General features: G+C 45.3%; 13 protein-coding genes. 2 read left to right on the forward strand and 11 right to left on the reverse strand.

What is annotated here, in order from left to right:
• Positions 1-156: 156 nt before the first annotated feature.
• The 6 genes from HRQ85_RS03295 to secD all read right to left on the reverse strand — a co-directional run bounded on the left by HRQ85_RS03295 (position 157) and on the right by secD (position 7079).
• A complete protein-coding gene (locus HRQ85_RS03295; protein ID WP_172378693.1) occupies positions 157-807 on the reverse strand; it encodes a MarC family NAAT transporter in 651 nt (216 codons plus the stop codon).
• Between the two features lie 36 nt (positions 808-843).
• Positions 844-2235 carry a magnesium transporter gene (locus HRQ85_RS03300; protein WP_172378694.1) on the reverse strand — a complete coding sequence of 464 codons (1392 nt, stop codon included), beginning with the start codon at positions 2233-2235 and terminating at the stop codon, positions 844-846.
• Between the two features lie 45 nt (positions 2236-2280).
• Complete coding sequence (locus HRQ85_RS03305) at positions 2281-2937, reverse strand: DedA family protein (protein ID WP_050632838.1); 657 nt, start codon at positions 2935-2937, stop codon at positions 2281-2283.
• Between the two features lie 57 nt (positions 2938-2994).
• Positions 2995-4086: a calcium:proton antiporter gene (locus HRQ85_RS03310; protein WP_050632839.1), complete on the reverse strand. Its 1092-nt coding sequence runs from the start codon at positions 4084-4086 to the stop codon at positions 2995-2997.
• 303 nt (positions 4087-4389) lie between these two features.
• Positions 4390-5292: a protein translocase subunit SecF gene (gene secF / locus HRQ85_RS03315; protein ID WP_172378695.1), complete on the reverse strand. Its 903-nt coding sequence runs from the start codon at positions 5290-5292 to the stop codon at positions 4390-4392.
• The gene (gene secD, locus HRQ85_RS03320; RefSeq protein WP_060980575.1) at positions 5292-7079 is read right to left on the reverse strand and encodes a protein translocase subunit SecD; all 1788 of its coding nucleotides are present in this window, start codon (positions 7077-7079) and stop codon (positions 5292-5294) included. The genes secF and secD overlap by 1 nt, the downstream gene beginning before the upstream one ends.
• Before the next feature lie 385 nt (positions 7080-7464).
• Between secD and HRQ85_RS03325 the strand changes: the two genes are divergently transcribed.
• Entirely contained in the window at positions 7465-7728 is a 264-nt protein-coding gene (locus tag HRQ85_RS03325; protein ID WP_253918824.1) for a hypothetical protein, read from the forward strand.
• Between the two features lie 204 nt (positions 7729-7932).
• Here HRQ85_RS03325 and HRQ85_RS03330 read toward each other — a convergent pair whose 3' ends face one another.
• Genes HRQ85_RS03330 through HRQ85_RS03340 form a run of 3 tightly spaced genes read right to left on the reverse strand, consistent with a single transcriptional unit; the run spans position 7933 to position 12307 of the window.
• Positions 7933-9066 (reverse strand): lipocalin-like domain-containing protein, encoded by a 1134-nt coding sequence (locus HRQ85_RS03330; protein ID WP_172378697.1) that lies wholly within the window; start codon positions 9064-9066, stop codon positions 7933-7935.
• Entirely contained in the window at positions 9066-11600 is a 2535-nt protein-coding gene (locus HRQ85_RS03335; protein WP_172378698.1) for an ABC transporter permease, read from the reverse strand. The genes HRQ85_RS03330 and HRQ85_RS03335 overlap by 1 nt, the downstream gene beginning before the upstream one ends.
• 8 nt (positions 11601-11608) lie before the next feature.
• On the reverse strand, positions 11609-12307 hold the full coding sequence (locus tag HRQ85_RS03340; RefSeq protein WP_172378699.1) for an ABC transporter ATP-binding protein: 699 nt from the start codon (positions 12305-12307) through the stop codon (positions 11609-11611).
• A 452-nt stretch (positions 12308-12759) separates the two neighbouring features.
• Between HRQ85_RS03340 and HRQ85_RS03345 the strand changes: the two genes are divergently transcribed.
• Positions 12760-14397, forward strand: coding sequence for a hypothetical protein (locus HRQ85_RS03345; RefSeq protein ID WP_172378700.1), 1638 nt, complete (start codon positions 12760-12762; stop codon positions 14395-14397).
• Positions 14398-14739: 342 nt separating this feature from the next.
• Here HRQ85_RS03345 and HRQ85_RS03350 read toward each other — a convergent pair whose 3' ends face one another.
• Entirely contained in the window at positions 14740-16644 is a 1905-nt protein-coding gene (locus HRQ85_RS03350; RefSeq protein WP_172378701.1) for a bifunctional metallophosphatase/5'-nucleotidase, read from the reverse strand.
• Between the two features lie 301 nt (positions 16645-16945).
• A complete protein-coding gene (locus HRQ85_RS03355) occupies positions 16946-17935 on the reverse strand; it encodes a zinc-dependent alcohol dehydrogenase family protein (RefSeq protein ID WP_172378702.1) in 990 nt (329 codons plus the stop codon).
• Positions 17936-17955 lie beyond the last annotated feature (20 nt).

Consider the following 17955-nt stretch of genomic DNA (forward strand, 5'->3'; position numbering starts at 1 on the left):
AAATATAAGTCCAAGTTGTGTTTGTTTATGCCGCTATTTTATTTACTGACCGTGGAATAGACTATGAATTACAGCGATTCATATTTGCTAAACGTATAGACATAAAAAAGCCCCAACCAAAAATGGCTGAGGCTCAAAATTGGGCTGTTTGTTTACTTATAAGAGTTCATTGATCTCAAGAACGATTTCTTGAATCCCGAGAGTGAAAAACTGCACTCCCATACAGATCAATAGGAAGCCCATAATTCGGGTAAATGCATTGATGCCATTTTGACCAAGCGCCTTGAGCAGAGGGTACGCCATGGTTAATGTGAAGGTCGCAATAAGTGCAACGACAGCAAGCCCTGCGACTACACCACCATAGACGCTAGTCATACTTGTGTGGTTTTCATAAGTAGCAATTTGAGCGGCCAGGCTGATGATCATCGCCATAGAACCAGGGCCACACAGTGAAGGAATAGTTAAAGGTACTAGTGCTATTGAATCTTGCCCAGAGGGGGCGGCTTCATTATCGGGGCGAGGAAACAGCATATTGAAACCAATCGCGACAATGATGATGCCACCACCTAAACGCAAGCTCGGTATTGAAATACTGAAGAGTTCGAGTACCGATGCACCAATGAAGAAGGTGATGCACAAGGCAATGAAAAGATAGACTCCAGTCGTTTTGGCTTGCGACACAATATAGCTCTTATCTCGTCCTTTACTCAAACCGAGTAAAACCGTTGCTGCTGCGGGTGGGTTCATGATGGGTAATAGGCCAAGAACCGTGAGTGTCATATAGGTGAACAATGTTTCTAAATGCATAAGAATCCCCATTTTGTGGTGGAAGAAAAAGTTAAATCACAGTAAAAAAGCGTGTGCTAGATACAGAACACTGAAGAACGAAATTGCGTCGGTTAAGGTTGTCAGCATTGGGCTTGATAGCATGGCTGGGTCGAAGTTGAGCCGTTTTAGTAGCAAGGGCAATGTACCTCCAATCACGACGGCAAGAGTAGAAGAAAGTGTGTAAGCAATGGCGATAACCAATGGCAATCCAGAGTGATCCCCGCCAAGCGTGAACAACGTAAGCAGAGCCAGAACACCACCAATTAGCAATCCATTGATCGCGCCGATTGGAATCTCTTTCGCGACCACATACAGCAGGTCTTTGGCTGAGATCTGGCCCATAGATAATTCACGTATCGACACTGCAACGGATTGATTCCCAGCCGCACCAGAAAGATTGGCGACAAGCGGCAACACGGCCGCTAAGACGGCAATTTGTTCAATGATGGGTTCGTAAATAGCAATGATTGAAATCGCGGCATAACTTAAGGCGACTGAAGGCAATAAAAAGGCGAGTCGACGTAGGTTACGTTTTAGTACTGGCATGGTGCGAGACTCATCACCTCCAAATACACCGGATTGCTCCAGCATTTGCTGCTTCGAACGTTGGCATAAGGCTTCATTGAGATGTTTAAAACCGACGATGCCTATTTGGAAACCTTGTTCATCAACGATGGGAACAACGGGGTGTAAAGTGGTGTCCAGCGTACTTTTAATCGTATTTAGATCCGTGTCAGGGCTGATAACGGGCACTGTGGTATCTATGTATCCCCTTAATGGCGTACCACGTGGTAGCAGCAGTACATCACGGATCTTCAGCCCGCCTAAATAGCTGCCTTCAGTGTCATGCAAGTAAACGTAGCGCCACTCTAGTCGATCTAAGTTGTGTTCTTCTGCGCTTAATATTGCGCTCAAACTGTCGATGGTAGCGTCTGCTGCCAGTTTGAGAACTTCGCTTTTACAAATCCCTCCGGCAGAGTCTTGTGGGTAGATCAAGGCTGCACGCTCTTCGTCTTTCCATGTTGAAGGTAGGGCTTGCCTGAGCTGTTTTTGTAGGTCACTTGGCAGCTCATTGAGTAGCAACCGGCGGTCTGCGGAATGCAAATATTGAAATAGCACTATGGTGCTACTTTCAGATAGTTGACTGATCAGCCATAGAAGCTCGGGATCAGATAAGTGATCAAGTAAGTTGGCAGCAAGGCTTGGGTTTACTTCGCTTAATAGAGTCCAAGTGGCGATACGTTGCTGGTCAGAGAGCTTCCTTAATACTGATGGCAGTTCGACGGGTTCAGCCTCTAGAAGCGTTTGATTCAGTCGTTTAGCCTTTCTTAGAGTTAGACACTCCAGTATTTTCAGGTACAGCTTTTCCGCCCCTTCTGATGAAAAAGCTAATGTAATTAATGTCATATGTTAGACCTTTGACAATAAGTGAGAATACAATTGAAGCGATTTTTATTCTGATGTTTGTGGTTGTCGCTTCTTGGTCGCAAGCCGAATAAAGAGGGCGATAAATGCAGTAACCATCAGGATTAAACTGCCCATTAAGAACCACTTTGTAATCAACTCTTGATATTGAGAGACGAATGGGTGTCGCATGATCCACTTTCCTATCAGCAATAAACTAAAGACCCATGTAATCGAGCTAGTGAAGCTAACAATCAGCGTTCTTATTGCGCTGAGTTGTGCAACGCCCATCAACATTGGGGTCAGTACGCGAACAAATGGGACAAACCGCGAAACGAACAGGGACAAAAACCCGAATCGGTTTAATAGTTTTTTTGCCTTGGGTAACGATTCATCTGGCAGTGTTTGTTCAGCTTTATGCATGAACGGAGTATTGTGCAGCCAGCGCCCTTGAAGGTAGGCAATGATACTGCCCAAAAAAGAGGCACTGGTTAGAAGCATTAGAGCACTTGAAAAATCAATCGCGCCCAAACCAACCATGCCCCCGACAAACAGCACTAGGCCGTCACCGGGTAGTGGTAAGAAAACAAAACTCGACTCAAGGAAAAGCACGACACCAAGCAAAAGCAATAAAACGTGCAGTGAATTCAATTCAAGTAAGGCATCAAAGTCTTGCAGCCAAATCGCGGAAATAATCTCTTGCATGGAAACTCCAAGTTAACGTGGGCTCTGGCTGTTGATAGCCGGAGCCCACAATGCGTTTTAATCAAACATCAAGATGATGTAGGCAAAGAACAGGATGAGGTGGGTTGCACCATTGAGCGAGTTAGTTCTCCCGCTGCTAAAGCTCACGCTTGTCATTAATAGCGTTGCACCTAATAACACCATTTCTGCTGGGGCGAGGCCGAGTTGGATGGGTTCGTTCATTACCCCTGAAATCAACAGAACAGCAGGAACGGTTAGTGCAATAGTGGCGAGAACTGAGCCAAAGAAGAGGTTCATCGCACGCTGTAATTGATTGGTCACGGCGGCTTTAACGGCACCAACAGCTTCAGGTGCGAGAATAATCAAGGCAACAATCAAACCACCTAGAGCCGCAGGTGCGCCCATTTCCGTGATGCCATCGTTAATTGGAATCGCGAGGCTTTTCGCTAACAAAATCACCACCATCAAATAGCTCACCAGCATAATCGTGTGGAATATATTGCTGTGCAGAGGGCCGTGATGTTCGTGATGATCTTCATTATCACCATCAATGAAGTAGTCGGTATGGCTGCGTGTTTGGATGAACAGGAATACGGCATACAAAGCGATCGAAGCGAGCACTAATGTCCAAGTTAGGCTGGTCGACATGTTACCCAGCGAATCCATACTGGTGAAATTAGGCAGTACCAAGCACAGTAATGAGAGTGGAATAATGGCCACCAAGTACGCTTTTATTCCATCAAGGTTGTAGGTTTGGGTATGGTATTTCATCCCACCGATTAACAAGGTGATACCGACAAAGCCATTAAGCACCGCCATCACGACAGCAAACATGGTGTCACGCGCTAGGAAGGGATTCGATTCTCCAGTCAGCATAACGGACGAGACCATAATGACTTCGAGCAAGACAACAGACAGCGTTAATATAAGAGTACCGTATGGGTCGCCAAGCTTGATCGCCAGTGCATCTGAGTGGCGAACAACCGAAAAAATGGCGCTCATCACCGAGTAAAACAGCACCGCAGTAATCATTATGTAGGCGAACTGAGACAGCTCTCCTGTGAGTAAGTTGTCGCCGATTAGTTTGAAAAATAGAACGGCAACGATGCCAAGTGGCAGTTTGTATTCTTGTTTGAGTACGTTGAGCATGTTGAGCCTTTATTGAGTAACCGAAGGCTCGCTAATGTCCTTTAACGAGAGTAAATCGGGTGAATACTGCAATTTCCTGTGCAGCAAACGGTTCGTTTCAAGTTATGCGTTTAAGCTTTTGCATCTAAAACGATATCTACAAAGCTATGCGTCTAACCATGTTGCTAACTTAAGGTGAACCGATGATTCAGACTATGAATTAGAGAAATTCTTTGTTGCTATCAGACGACCGACATTCGCCTAATAGCGTGCTAAGTAAGCAGTAAGCAGTAAGCAGTAAGCAATGAGCGCAGTAAGTAAAAGCTAAGGCATGCTTTCAAGGGATTCAGTTTCTTCCGGTTTATAGTGGGTTGGTTTCAAGCCCACACGAGTTGGCAAGAGTGTGCCAATAGAGATAGAAGACCATGTCCCACTTAAAATCCCGACACACAGTGCAATGGCGAAACCTTCTAGTGCGCTCCCTCCTAACAACCACAATGCTGAGACTGTGACTAAGGTGGTGCCTGATGTGACAAGCGTTCGTGACAACGTTGACACGATGGACTGATCGAGAAGGGCATCGGTTTCACCGTCTGGCTTCGCACGAAATACCTCACGGATTCGATCTGAAATGATGATCGAGTCATTCAGGGAGTAGCCCATCACTGCCAGTAAAGCGGCCAACACGGTTAGGTTGAATTCAATTTGAGTCACCGCAAAGAGCCCTAGCACAATAACAATGTCGTAAATCAACGCCGCAATTGAACCTAGCGCTAATCGCCATTCAAATCGGTAGCTCAAGTACAGCAAGGTAAGAACGAAACAAGCCAAAATCGCTAAACCGCCTTGTTCGACCATTTCTAACCCAACCTGAGGGCCAATTACGCTGCTGTTAGCAATGTGAAAATTGCTGTCTATTGGCAACAGTGCTTGGTTAAGTGCGTCTCGCAAATCGAGGTCTGTATCATTGAAACGCAGTTGCCAATTTCCCTCACTGCCTGCCGCTGTCACTTGAACATCTTGGCTCAGTGCTGAGTCGAGGTGAGATTTGAGCTGAACTTGAGTTACGTTTGGTTTTGTTTGAATATCAGCGACAACACCTCCCGTAAAGTCGAGTCCCCAATTGAACCCTCTTGCAACGATCGATGTAATGGAAAGCGTCAAAAAAATCAGAGATATCATCGTCATCAATTGACGTATTTTGGTGACGTTAATTGATTTGGTCATTACAGTTTTACCTCATGTGAGGTGTCTCTTCCCCACAAATAATTGATAAGAATTCGAGACGCAAATACGCCGGTAAATAAGCTAGTCAGTAGGCCTAATCCGAGTGTGATCGCAAAGCCTTGAATTGGGCCGTTACCTATTGCATACAAAGCGATGGCAACGATCATAGTGGTGAGGTTGGCATCGAAAATTGAAGAGAATGCACTATCGAACCCTCGATCTATGGCTTGGGAAAAGTTTCTGCCTTCTCGCATTTTGTCTTTGATGCGTTCAAAGATAAGCACGTTGGTATCGACAGCCATCCCCACGGTTAGCACGAGCCCAGCAATGCCCGGAAGCGTTAGCACAGCGCCAGGAATGAGCGCCAATAGGCCAAACAGACACACTAAGTTGATAGTCAGTGCAGCATTCGCAACCCAGCCAAGGCGTCGATACCAACAAGCGATAAATACCAATGTAAAACCAAGCCCCAAGGCGAGTGCAGCAAAGCCATTTTTGACGTTTTCAGCACCAAGAGTTGGCCCGATTGTGCGTTCTTCAACAATGGTAACAGGAGCGGTGAGTGAGCCAGCTCTCAATAGAAGAGCCAGGTTTTGAGCGTCTGCCATTGACCCCGCGCCAGTGATGCGAAAGCGGTTACCCAGCGTTGATTGAATTGTCGCTACGCTGATAACTTCGCTTTGCTCAATGGATTGTCCTGTCTCTGATTGACTGTATTCACTGTACAGAGTCGCCATCGGGTTTCCGATATTGCTGCGCGAGTGATTGGTCATCAGCCGCCCCCCCGTGCTATCAAGAGTGATGTTAACTTCGGGTGTTCCCATTTCTCCTAGGCTGGCGCGTGCATCGATAATATGCTCGCCCCCTAAGATACTGTTTCTATGCAGAATGACAGGTCTACCATTTTGGTCATTGATGGATTTTGTTCGTGCGCTGACATTAGGCTCCACATGGTAAAACGCTAACGATGCAGTGGCGCCGATAATGTTTTTTGCGGATGTCGGGTCTTGTACTCCTGGCAGTTCGATGCGAATTCGATTTTCACCTTGGCGTTGGACTGCGGCTTCCGTGATCCCTAGCTCTTCTATGCGGCCTCGCATTGTTTGAAGATTTTGTGTCACGGTCAAAGTTCGAATCGCGCGTTTCTCTTCCTCATCCATTGAGATCATTAAGCGCTCACCAGATTGGCTCAGAGTCCAATTTGGATACTGTGTTCTTAAGTGGGTTCGAATATCGCCAAGTAATGCTTCGTTATATCGAGCAATGACTACCTCACCGCTTTCTACACGACCGCGTACACGAAACTCCTGACGAAGGTCGTCGATCACTGATTGCGCGTGAGCATTAAAGACAGGGGCGAGGTCAACGTCTAAGAGAAATTGCACACCACCGCGCAGATCTAATCCAAACTTAATCGGCTGAAAGCCCAGCGAGGTTAGCCAAGAAGGAGCTGAAGGTTCGAGCGTGAGGGCAACGGTCTCCGATGATTGGATAAAATCGGACATCAAAGCTTGTGCGGGGGCTTGTTGTCCGCTTGAAGCAAACGTCACAACTAACCTATCGTTGTTTTCGCTAACACTGTGAACATCAATGCTATTGTCCACAAGATAACGATATACATCATCAGCGTGTGTCGAATGCGTTTGGTTTGAAATGTGCAAAGCTTCACGTTCACCAAATGCAGAGGGTAGGGCACTGAGAAGCATCAGTACTACAGACAACACGAGAACGATGACCTTCCATTTAGCTGAATAATTTATGGGTGCGATTGAGCGCTTTAACTTCATTTTGGTTGCATCTTATTGATTAACGCATACGTAAATAGCACCAAGCTTATTTATTAAATAAGCACCAGTATTAATCATGTATGAGTTGAAACTAAGGGATCCTAAAGGTTATCGATGGCGCTTTCGGTTTTATCGATAAACCTAACTGTTGGTTACCGAGCTATCTTAGTTTCTTGATTCAATAGAACTATGGGTTAGAGAAATTCATATTTGGTTTGCTCGACTTTGCATATATGAATTTCTCTAATTCCTCGCAGAGATTCGATTTATTTAAAACAATGTAATCTGAATTAATGATTGAGGATAAATCTACGTGGATTGCACAATATATTTAAACGATCGCAAATATAGAGTTTGCGATATTGGTGAAGGGAGATGCACTCTAGTGCTTAGTTACGCAGAAGGTATAGAGTCATTGCATGAGCATTTTAGCCACCAGTTTCTTGAGATAGAAAGAATGATAGTCATCGATATATCAACATGTTGGAGTGGAGAAATCGACACACTGTGCGAAAAGGATCGCTGTGAATTAATCGGAGATGTTCGGTTATTAACTGATATCTATTGGCTCGATGATTTTGAAATTAAAACAGGTAAAGGACAAGAAATATTCCAAGGGATTTCTGCACTAGCACTATCGACTGAATAGAAAACCTATTGATATGTTTGTCTACGGCGTTGATTTTTAAGTTGCTCTAGTTTGTTGGGGAGTGACAAACTAGAGCAACTTGTATTGATAACCCAAGCTGGGTAAACGATATTTATGGCGGTCGATGTAACGGTTGATTTTATTCTTGTTTGTCTGTTAAAAATTAAAAATTTAAGCTTCTCATTTCAGAAATATGCTGTTGGCTTAATACCCAGTCAATTCCATATAGCCAGCTCCGGAATGAGAACCTTTAATCACGATTGGCCCCTCCCAATAGGGAACCGACAGCGGCATTTTGGCATTTGGATTGAGTGCCGAGACGGTCAGTTCGATTTGTTGAGTTGGAATCGAAGCTTGCCATTCTGTTGGGTAGTCACGTCCATCGATTTCCGTTTGATTAATAGCGGTCAAGCTGATGTCTTGCTGCTTAATCGTGATGCCGGAGCCATCTTGATTCATCAACCTCGCATGGGAATAACTGGCTTTGCCTGTTGTTGAGTTTCGAAGCTGAAATACCACCAAGCTGGTTTTATCATTAAGCCTTAGCGCAAACCAATCCCAGCCTTGTTGCGAGTCGAGTAAAAACTGAGAGCTCCATTCTCGGTCTATCCAACCTGTACCGGAAACCTGATGAGTGACTCCATCAATGGTTACCTCGCCCGATACATCAATGAATGGTTGGCTGTAGTAATAGGAAGCCACTTTGCCATCGCTACTTTTAGTGCTGTAGCCTTGTTCGCCTTGCTTTTGATATGGCGCGTTGTTGGTTAACTTAAGCGAATATCCAAATTGATCCGAGTTGGCGACCAATGTGGCTGGGAACAGGTCATCGGTCGTCGACGTCCATTGCCAATCATCAAGATAGACCCGAAACGGTGAAGTGCTGACACCTGCCAGTTCAGCTTGGTCGCGAGACCACTTTTCATCGGCGTAGTGTTTGTCTTTAGTGGTGACAGCGCTGTGTGCCATGTAAATTTGCTGACTTTGCCACGTAGTTTCCTTGGTGCTATTGCCACTTTCCTGTGGTGCAGCCGCAAAGCGAAACTGTGTCCATTGCACGCCTAACGTATTGCCTTCTTCATCAATCAAGTTTGCGGTTAAATACCACCATTCATGACGAAAATCAGGGTGTGCTTGATGGTCGGCAGGGAAGGTGATCTCCACGCCTTTTACTACCGGCGCGAATTGCTCAGTCTCTTTTTGTGTTTCATCGTCGGTTTGTGTTTCTGCGCCAAGTATCGAACCCATATTTTGAGCTGATGGTTGAGTGGACTCCTCACACCCTAAAAGGAGTAAGATGCCAAATGTGAGAACGAAAACTCTCATTGATCGATTCATCACAACACCTCACTTTGCAAGCTGGATACCACGGGTTTGCTGACCAAACGCCACAGTGGAATCAAGGTCGCAAACACAGCCACTAAAATGGTGATGGCTGCGATGCTGAGTGCATCACTCCAATTCCATACGTAATTTAAGCTCCAACCAAAGGCGCGCAGGGTAACGATGTCCGTCAATACATAACCGACCATAGCGCCGAGCGGTATGGCGATAACCAGAGTGAAGGCGACCAGAACAACGATTTGCCCGACCACCATCGCCATCAATTTTCGCTGACTAACACCGAGCGCGTACAACCTTGCAATAGCGGCTTTGCGTGCATCGAGCAACATGAAACAGGCACAGAACAAGCCGATCACCGCCACCATTAAGGTGACGCCATTAAGCGCCCGAGTGATGGCAAAGGTTTGTGAGAAGATATCTAAAGCGATCGATTTGATCTGTGCTTGATCGTAAAGCTGACTTGGGTGCAGGTTCAGTTGCTGGCGCAGCTGTTCGTACACCACTTGTGGGTCGCCAGAGACTTTGATTCCCAAGCTGGTGGGTAAGTCAGTAAATCCGTTTTCGAACCAAAAATTAGGTGCAAGTAACACTTCGCCATTCGGTGAGCCGTAATCGTGGAAAATCGCCCCGACGATGAGTGTTTTGTCTTGGATCGCGTCGAGCTTGAGTTGGCTTCCAAGGGACAAGCCGAGCTTCACCGCAGTGGGTTCGCTGATTGCCACGAATTCACCTTGGTAAAAGCGCGTCCAGAAATCATCAAGGTAGGATTGGAACACCATGGTTTGCTCAAGTGTGTCTTTGTCTTTGGTGCCGAGTAAGGTCGGTAAGCCCTGCAAGTTGTCGTCGACATAATATTGCTTATAGACGGTTTCAACATTATCAAACTGTTCTAACGCACGTTCGACATTGGCAATTTCACCTTGGGTAGGGCTAACGTAAATATCGGCATGTAAGCGCTGTTCAAGCCATTGCTTTAACGTGGATTCAAAGCTGCCGACTAAGGTATTCATTCCGATGTTGGCGGTGACGGCGAGAAGGAACGCCATCATGGCAAGGGAAAGAGGGGAGATAAGTTCACGCAGCTCAGCGAACAGGTATTGTATTAACCCAGATTGAGTACGTTTTTCGCTCCAGTTCGCTAGCACGCTGAGCGTTTTGGGTAGATACAAGGGAATCGACACCACTAACACGCCTAGCCATGCCATGGTAAAGCGATGATGTTCGCTCAGCCATAACCCTGCTAACGCGACAATGGTTAATACTGGCCCGATAACAAACAGCTGATTTTCGTTAGACGCTTCTGGTGCTTGATAGAAACCTCCATGGGAAGAGAGGGGTTGTCGCACCCGCTGTTTAAAATGCTGCCAACATGCGACAAGCGTTGCGGCCAGCGTGAGCAGCAGTGCTTGAATTAACCATTGCCACTGCCATGTACCGGGAAGCAGTGTTGCACCATAAAGTTGCTCAAGCGTTATCGCGACGGTGGGATGTAGCCAATGGCTGAGTTGAATGCCGAGAATGAAACCAAGCGACGCGCCCATTGTGACTAAAAGAACCAGCTCGACTAGCAGAGCTGAAAATACGATGCTTGGCGCAATCCCAGCTTGTTGAATTTGCACCAACAGCCGATTACGTTTCAGCAAACTGTACTTCACGCCATTGTAAGCGATGAACAGGCCAACCAAAAACGCCAACAAACTCATGGCGGTGAGGTTAAGGTGAAAGCTATCGGTAATTGAACCGAGATCCGTGCTTTGGTTGTTGGAAATCCATTGTCCCTGTTTGCCGATAAGGCTTCGCCACTTATCCTGAGTATTGCTGTTAGTGTCGCTCTTGGTGTCAAAAATAGCGATATAGCTCAGTTGCCCTTGCTTGTTAAGCAATTGCTGAGCGAATCCAATGTCCATCAACATTCGGCTACCTAGCTGCCATTCATCTGGTAGCACTACCACTTGAGTGAGCACTTCATCCAAAGTGAGTGCGTCTACTTCTCCCAAGTTCTGGTGTTGTGATTGGCTCATCATCACAATGGGTTCACCCGCTAAGAGTTGCGGTAAAGGTAAGGAATTGTCGAACAGGGAAATGTTTGGTTCTTTGGTTTGAGTATTGCTTTTTTCGTCGACGCGAGCGTGACGAGATCTTGAAGTGAGGGCGGCGATCAGCTCACTGCCTTGAACTGACCAGCGTCGACCTTGCTCGTCTCTTACTCGCCCTTCTATAACAGGTAGCGCTGCGCTTAATCCACTTTGTCTTAAGCCGAAGTAGAGCGATTCCGGCAAATAGTTTTGCCCTGCTGGTGGAATGATAAGGTTGTTCGCTTGGGCGCTAAGTTGCTCGGTCGATTCTGCATAACTGCGCTTGGCATTGAGGTTGATGGCTTGCACTGCGACAAACAAGGTGACCGCTAGCACAATGCCGATCAGAATCGCTGCGGCTTGCAATGGTGATTGACGATAGTGCGCCGCGAATAGATTCAAAGTCAGTTTGGTATGGGTGAACTGGGTCTGAGCGAAGCCAGTTTGCTTCATTGAATGACTCACAACGCTGCTGCTCTTGGGGTTATATCTGCGTTCTTTAAACAACCATCATCTAACACCAATTTTGTCTGCATAAAACTGGCGCATTCTGGGCTGTGTGTAACCAAAAGCACGGCAGTGTTGCCTTGTGTAGTGATTTCACTCAGCAGCTTCATTACCTCAATGCCTGCTTTGTGGTCAAGGTTGCCAGTGGGCTCGTCGGCAAGTAATAGTTTGGGTTTATGGGCCAGCGCACGCGCTATTGCGACTCGTTGTTGCTGACCGCCAGAGAGTGCGGATACATGTCTTTCGAGTAGCTCGCTGATGTCTAATGCCTCAACCAAATAGTCGCACCAGTCACTCCATTTATGTTGATTTAAATGGAGAGGAAACGCGATGTTTTGTTTTACGTTGAGCGGGGTTAACAAGTTGAACTGTTGAAAGATAACGCCTAGTTTTTGATGGCGGAATCGGCTCCACTGTGGGTCTTTCCAATCTAATGAGTTCTCGCCATCGAGCCACAACTCACCACCAGATAGAGGTTCAAACCCCGCGATTAGATTGAGTAAAGTACTCTTTCCACTACCACTCGCTCCTGTCAAAGCCACGCTTGCCCCTGTCGCCAAAGCGAAGTCGACATTGTCCAGCACGTGATGGGTATCTTTGCCATCAACAAAGCTTTTGCTGGCGTGCTTGAGTGTGACAATTGGGCTTTCCATTTCCTTTCCTCATAACCAAAACTTACCATCAAAAGGTGTCGTTACTTGTGGCAACTACCGAAGCGACAAGCTCTACAAAACTGTAGACAACAATTTCAAACAATAGAGCGATTTATATCGAATTATTAATAACTTGTACTTCGAAAAGAGGGAATTAGATCAGTGTGGGGAGGAATAAGGATGTTAGTGGGAGCTTAGAGTCACCTCAGGGGCTTTTGGATTTTTCGTCAGACGGTTGGTGACCATGTTTAAGTGCAATAAATCATGGCTCAAATTATTAAACGTTTTATTTATGAAAGTGGGGTAGGGTTGGTGTTGTTTTACTAGCTTGTTTTTGCCCCCTGCGCTTTTTTGATGAATGCCTATGAACACACCTTTTTCTATTCAATAGATTGATTAACAGGTTTATAGTTGTCGGAGTACCATTCTGTTTTGTAAGGATATTTGCAAACATGTCAGTTGAATTAGTCAAAGAGCAAATTCGAAGGTTCCTTTCCACCGATACTCCCGAAGTACTTGCTATCAAAGGTGATTGGGGGGTCGGTAAGACTTATAGTTGGGAGCAGTACATCGAAGAGTTCAAAGGCGAGTGCACTTTAAAATCATACTCATACGTTTCATTGTTTGGAATTAACTCTATTGCTGAGCTAAAGCAAACTACGTTCTTAAACACGATTGACACCAAGCGAATTGGAGAAGCGCCTAACATCAAAGGCTATTCAAAGAAAGTTGCTGATTTGGTGAAGGATACAAAAATTCCCTATGTGAGTAAGTATGTCGGGGGTATTGGCAGTCTTATTAATTCAGTTTCTCAGCTAGCGATGAACAAGACAATAATTTGCTTTGATGACTTAGAGCGTCATAGCAAGGGAATCACTATCAAAGATTTCATGGGGTTAGTTTCTTTCTTCAAGGAGCAAAAAGGTTGCAAGGTTGTCTTATTGCTTAATGAGGAAGCTGGTGACGATACTTTCAAAGATTACAGGAAGTACAAAGAGAAAATCGTAGATAGACAACTTCACTTCGAACCAACCGCTGAACAGTGCTTCGATATAATGTTTGCTGACGACTTCGAGTTTAGAGATTATGTTCGTGATTGCTGTATTGGATTGAACATCAAAAACAAACGAGTCATCAGAAAGATAGTCGAGCACACAAATGAGTTTTTGGAGCTTGTTGATGGCTTCGATGAAAGTATCAAGAAGCAAGTGATTCACTCCACTATAGTGCTCAGTTGGTGTTACTACTGCCATGGTGCTGATGAGGTGCACATTCCAGAGTTTGCGTTTGTAAACCAATCAGGGACTAGAAAGGAAAACGAAGAATCGGGATGGACGAAAGAAATAACCGTTCGTTGGAATATGACGTTAAATCGATATGGTTACGGATTTACCGATGAAATCGACTTGGCTGTTGCTCGCGGTATTGAGCAAGGTTTTCTTGACAAAGAAAAGTTGATTCCTCTTTGTAGGCATAAGCAGAAAGAAGTTGAAATTCAACATGCTAGTACTAAATGGGATGAGGCTTGGAAATTATTTCACGGTTCGTTTGATGCGAATGAAGAAGAAGTCGCTGAGGCAATGGAAGCAGGAATGAGGGATATAGCTGCTTCAACCTCTTGCTCTCAATTTTCTAGTGGATTGATGGTGTTGCGGGAGCTAGGGAAAGATAAAAAAGCTGACGAATTGATTGATGTTTTTGTTAAATCTAGGAAAGGGAACCCGGAGATATTTGATGTAGACAGCATCGTAGCTAACCCTTTCGGTATCAAAGATGAAAAGTTTAAAGAGAAACTGAAGGAGGCTTATTTGGAGTTTGAGCCTAAACCCACTGTGGAGGAAATTCTTGAAATGAGAAAAGGTTCTAACTCTTACAATACGTCAGAGGTTGAGATTTTTAATGAACTATCAACAGAGAAAATCGAGGAAATGTTCAGAGGGTTTAAGGGAGATGACCTTACTTCTAACATTAGGACGTTCATGCTGTTGTCTTCGAGTAGCCCCGAACTAGGGAAGAAAGTAGGTGAGGTGTTAGATAGAATCGCTTCTACTGAATTGAACAAATCTCGAATGGCTAAATTTAGACGGTGATATGCGATTACGCATTATCATATCGCGCGTAATTGCATTTTGTTAGGCGTATGTCAGGTGTCTGAGTTGCCGCTTTCGACAGTCTAAGAACTAACAACTCCAAAGGTACAAGTCTTTGGTGCTTTTGCTATATCTGAGTTTAGTTTGGTCAATACTTAACTTCTTATCGAATTAGCTATTGTTGCTAAGAAAGTTTTGTCCAACTATGAGTTAGCCTTTGCAGCTCATTCATCCAATATCAACCGTTTTACTCAGTACAGATGTGGTGTTGTAGGGCGGGAACGACAACGACTTAACCACGCTCCAAGCGTTGTTAAGTCGTTATTGGTTTGAGGTCAGGGATTAATTGAGCGCTTCAATCAGAGTGATTTCACGTTTGATTTGCTTACTCTCTTGTTCAGTCGCCTGCGCCAGTTTCTTTTCGCGTGTGGTTATGGCTGTTTGTTTGGCTTCGTCAGATTTGAACATCAGTTCTTTCACGTTGATAGAAGCGATGTTTGTGTAGCGGCCATCGTCACTGGTCGGGATTGATATGGTTTCATCGTTAATCAATGACTTTACGATCTCACGCTGTTCATTATAACGGCTTTCTAAACCAGAAAGTGCCCATCGTTGTTGAGGTTTACCTTCATACTGACCGTTCTTTTCTTCTTTAAGATACTTGATGGTCATGTTACGGATTGTGCCTGCTTCTTCTCCATACTCGGCTTCAGTATCAAAGAGTACAGGGAACGATTCACCCTCTAGCACGCCGCCTTTCTTGGTTAGATGACCCATTCGATAGCTATTCATACCAATACGGATTTCTGTTTGATCAGTAACCGGTGTGCCATCAGCAAACGCAAGGTTAGTGATGCGGGTACCTGCAGGTTGAGTGAGGTCGATGGTATAAGTTACGCCTGCGAAAAAGTCATTGGTTGAGTATTTTGATGCTCTGCGTTCAGGGTTAAAGCTGTAGGTCACATCACCGGGTTGCACTGAGTTGAAATAGCCCGCAGACCATTCCATATAGGTTCTTAGCTCTTTGCCTGTCATCTGGTAGACCGTGATTTCGCCACCTGCGTATTGGTAGTTGTACGCGATGTCTTTAGCTTTGATCGGACCAACATCAAGCTCTGCATTGTCGTTGTCTATTTGAAGTGCGATGACATTGGCTTTGGGTGCATAGAAGAAGCTCGCTTCTTGGTATAGCGCACTAATACCTGTGTCTTGAACATGGACTTGAGGGATACCGCGGATTTCATTTTCAGGGACTAAATCAACGCCGGTAAGCTGAGCGACAGGTCTATTCGCCATTTCTCGGAGTTGTTTATGATAAGGCTGGTATAGCTCGTCCATATTCTCGTCAGAATCTATACCTTTAATTTTATAGGTGAAACTGTCTTTGTTAACGAGAGTGAATTTGCCATCGCGCTCTTCAAATTGAAGATCAATACGAGATAGGGCTCGGCCATATTTGTCGGGCTCAGTAATAATAACGCCATTCACAACAGCCTTATCGATGCGAGTGTGCATGTGGCCAGCGACGATGGCATCAAGCTCTGGGTTTGCATTGGCAATGTCGGTGACACCGGTGTCAGCAATGTCATTCTCGTTCTCAATCCCCATATGGGCAACCAATACGATGGCATCCACTTTACCATCAATCTCTTTGACGATTTTCTTCACTTCCAAGGTTGGATTGGTGAAAGTTACGCCTTCTAAACGGTTGGTACCTTGCGCAAAGACCTCCGTCATTGGGGTATCCATTCCGATCACGCCGATCTTAATACCACCGCGTTCAAGGATGGTGTAACCCGGCAAGAATGGGTTTCCGTTTTTGTTCTTGATGTTGCCACCGAGAGACAGCCCTTTAAATTGGGTAACGGCTCTGTTGAGCGTTTTAAGGCCAAAGTCGAATTCGTGGTTACCTAAAACCCACACATCGTATTTCATGTGATTAAAGCCAAGCATCATTGGATCAACGGGCTCGTCTTTGAAGGTTTCGACGAAGTTGCCTTGGATCGTGTCGCCAGCGTCGACAAGGATAATGTTAGATTGCTCTTTGCGGATCTCACCAACTTTGGTCGCGATTTGGCTCAAGCTACCACGAGTGTTGAGTTTATCTGCCGCGTAATCCCACGCCATAAAATGACCGTGGATATCTGAAGTACCCAGTATCGTGACATCGTGTATATCGCCATCAGCTGCAAAGGTGGGAAAGGCTAGAGAGAGTAGGAGGGCGCTTGATAGTATGTGTCTTTTCATAAGTATGTTCACATCGTGGTTTTAAGTATGACGCTACCATATAGAATCGAGGTTATCTTATGGGTGATCAGTATCATATTTCTAGTGATACAACTTATTGATGTTTCAAATAAATGTGACTCATGACTATCTCGTAACCACTTAAGTTATGGAGAAATGCATTACAACTCTTTACTGCGTTCTCAATACTCAATTACTTGAATCAAACTTTCTAAGCGTTGGGGTATTAATAAGCATGTTTGTAAGCCGTTGAACATCTTGCCTGTTGAAATAAACAAGGTATATATCGTCCAACTCTCACTTACTGTGGCAGTAAGATGATCTTGCCGTTCAAGCGTGTAGTTTTCGATTCAATGAGATCAATCGCGGTTTGCACTTCATCGAATGGCAGATAGCGGTCAACGTCGAGCTGAATGTCGTTTGTGATGAAGTGATCTAGCATGGTCGTGAACTTATCACGGCGAACATCTTTACCTTCCGCTTCCTCCCAATAACGCAAGAAGAATGTGCTGAAATCGATGTCTTGGCTTTTCGCGTACTCAAAGAAGCGTGGTTCGTAAAAATCCAGAGACAGCGTCCCATAGTTGATAAAGCGCCCGTTGTTGCCAAGGGTGTGAATAAGATCGGTTCCGGGTGAGCCGCCAATCGCATCAAAGGCAACGGTTGGCATCGGCAAGCCTAACGCCTTAATTTGCGAAGCTAAATCGTCGTTTGCATCTAACACCCAACTGGAAGTGGTTGGGTATTGTGTCGGCTGTGATGTAACGACAATGATTTTGAAGCCGAGTGACACTGACAACTGGGAGAAGATCTTACCGATGGCTGAACTGCCCGCGTTGATGATCAACACATCTTCTTGGGTCAACTTGGCTACTTCTGTCGTCAGTACCCATGCGGTTAGCGCATTAATGTACAACTGACAGGCGTAGCCATTGTCTAAATTCTGAGGAATTTGGAACAGATCATCTGGTGATACATCGACATAGTTCTGCCATGTTCCACTGGTTGCCACAAGCACGCGTTGATTTACTGCAAACTCAGCATGATTGGACTCTACAACCCTTCCTACCGCTTCAAATCCCGGCACTCTCGGCGGCTGATGGCTATGTTTGTATTGGCCCACACCATAAATCGACAACAGATCACTAGGGTTGATGTTAGTCGCTTCAATTTGTACGCGAACTTTATCTTTGTCTAGTGCCCCCAAAGCGACATGTTCTAACTTGAGAGATTCTTTTGGCTGACCGAAACGGAACTGGCTAATTCGGGTATTTTGCTTAGTGTCAGTCATAGTTCGGGCACCTTTATGGA

The organism is Vibrio sp. Vb339, from assembly GCF_902751245.1.
Classification (GTDB): Bacteria; Pseudomonadota; Gammaproteobacteria; order Enterobacterales; family Vibrionaceae; genus Vibrio; species Vibrio coralliirubri.

Coding starts and splice junctions, on each gene's coding strand:
- HRQ85_RS03295 (WP_172378693.1), bottom strand. CDS start 807: ATGCATTTAGAAACATTGTTCACCTATATGACACTCACGGTTCTTGGC.
- HRQ85_RS03300 (WP_172378694.1), bottom strand. CDS start 2,235: ATGACATTAATTACATTAGCTTTTTCATCAGAAGGGGCGGAAAAGCTG.
- HRQ85_RS03305 (WP_050632838.1), bottom strand. CDS start 2,937: ATGCAAGAGATTATTTCCGCGATTTGGCTGCAAGACTTTGATGCCTTA.
- HRQ85_RS03310 (WP_050632839.1), bottom strand. CDS start 4,086: ATGCTCAACGTACTCAAACAAGAATACAAACTGCCACTTGGCATCGTT.
- secF (WP_172378695.1), bottom strand. CDS start 5,292: ATGACCAAATCAATTAACGTCACCAAAATACGTCAATTGATGACGATG.
- secD (WP_060980575.1), bottom strand. CDS start 7,079: ATGAAGTTAAAGCGCTCAATCGCACCCATAAATTATTCAGCTAAATGG.
- HRQ85_RS03330 (WP_172378697.1), bottom strand. CDS start 9,066: ATGAATCGATCAATGAGAGTTTTCGTTCTCACATTTGGCATCTTACTC.
- HRQ85_RS03335 (WP_172378698.1), bottom strand. CDS start 11,600: ATGAAGCAAACTGGCTTCGCTCAGACCCAGTTCACCCATACCAAACTG.
- HRQ85_RS03340 (WP_172378699.1), bottom strand. CDS start 12,307: ATGGAAAGCCCAATTGTCACACTCAAGCACGCCAGCAAAAGCTTTGTT.
- HRQ85_RS03345 (WP_172378700.1), top strand. CDS start 12,760: ATGTCAGTTGAATTAGTCAAAGAGCAAATTCGAAGGTTCCTTTCCACC.
- HRQ85_RS03350 (WP_172378701.1), bottom strand. CDS start 16,644: ATGAAAAGACACATACTATCAAGCGCCCTCCTACTCTCTCTAGCCTTT.
- HRQ85_RS03355 (WP_172378702.1), bottom strand. CDS start 17,935: ATGACTGACACTAAGCAAAATACCCGAATTAGCCAGTTCCGTTTCGGT.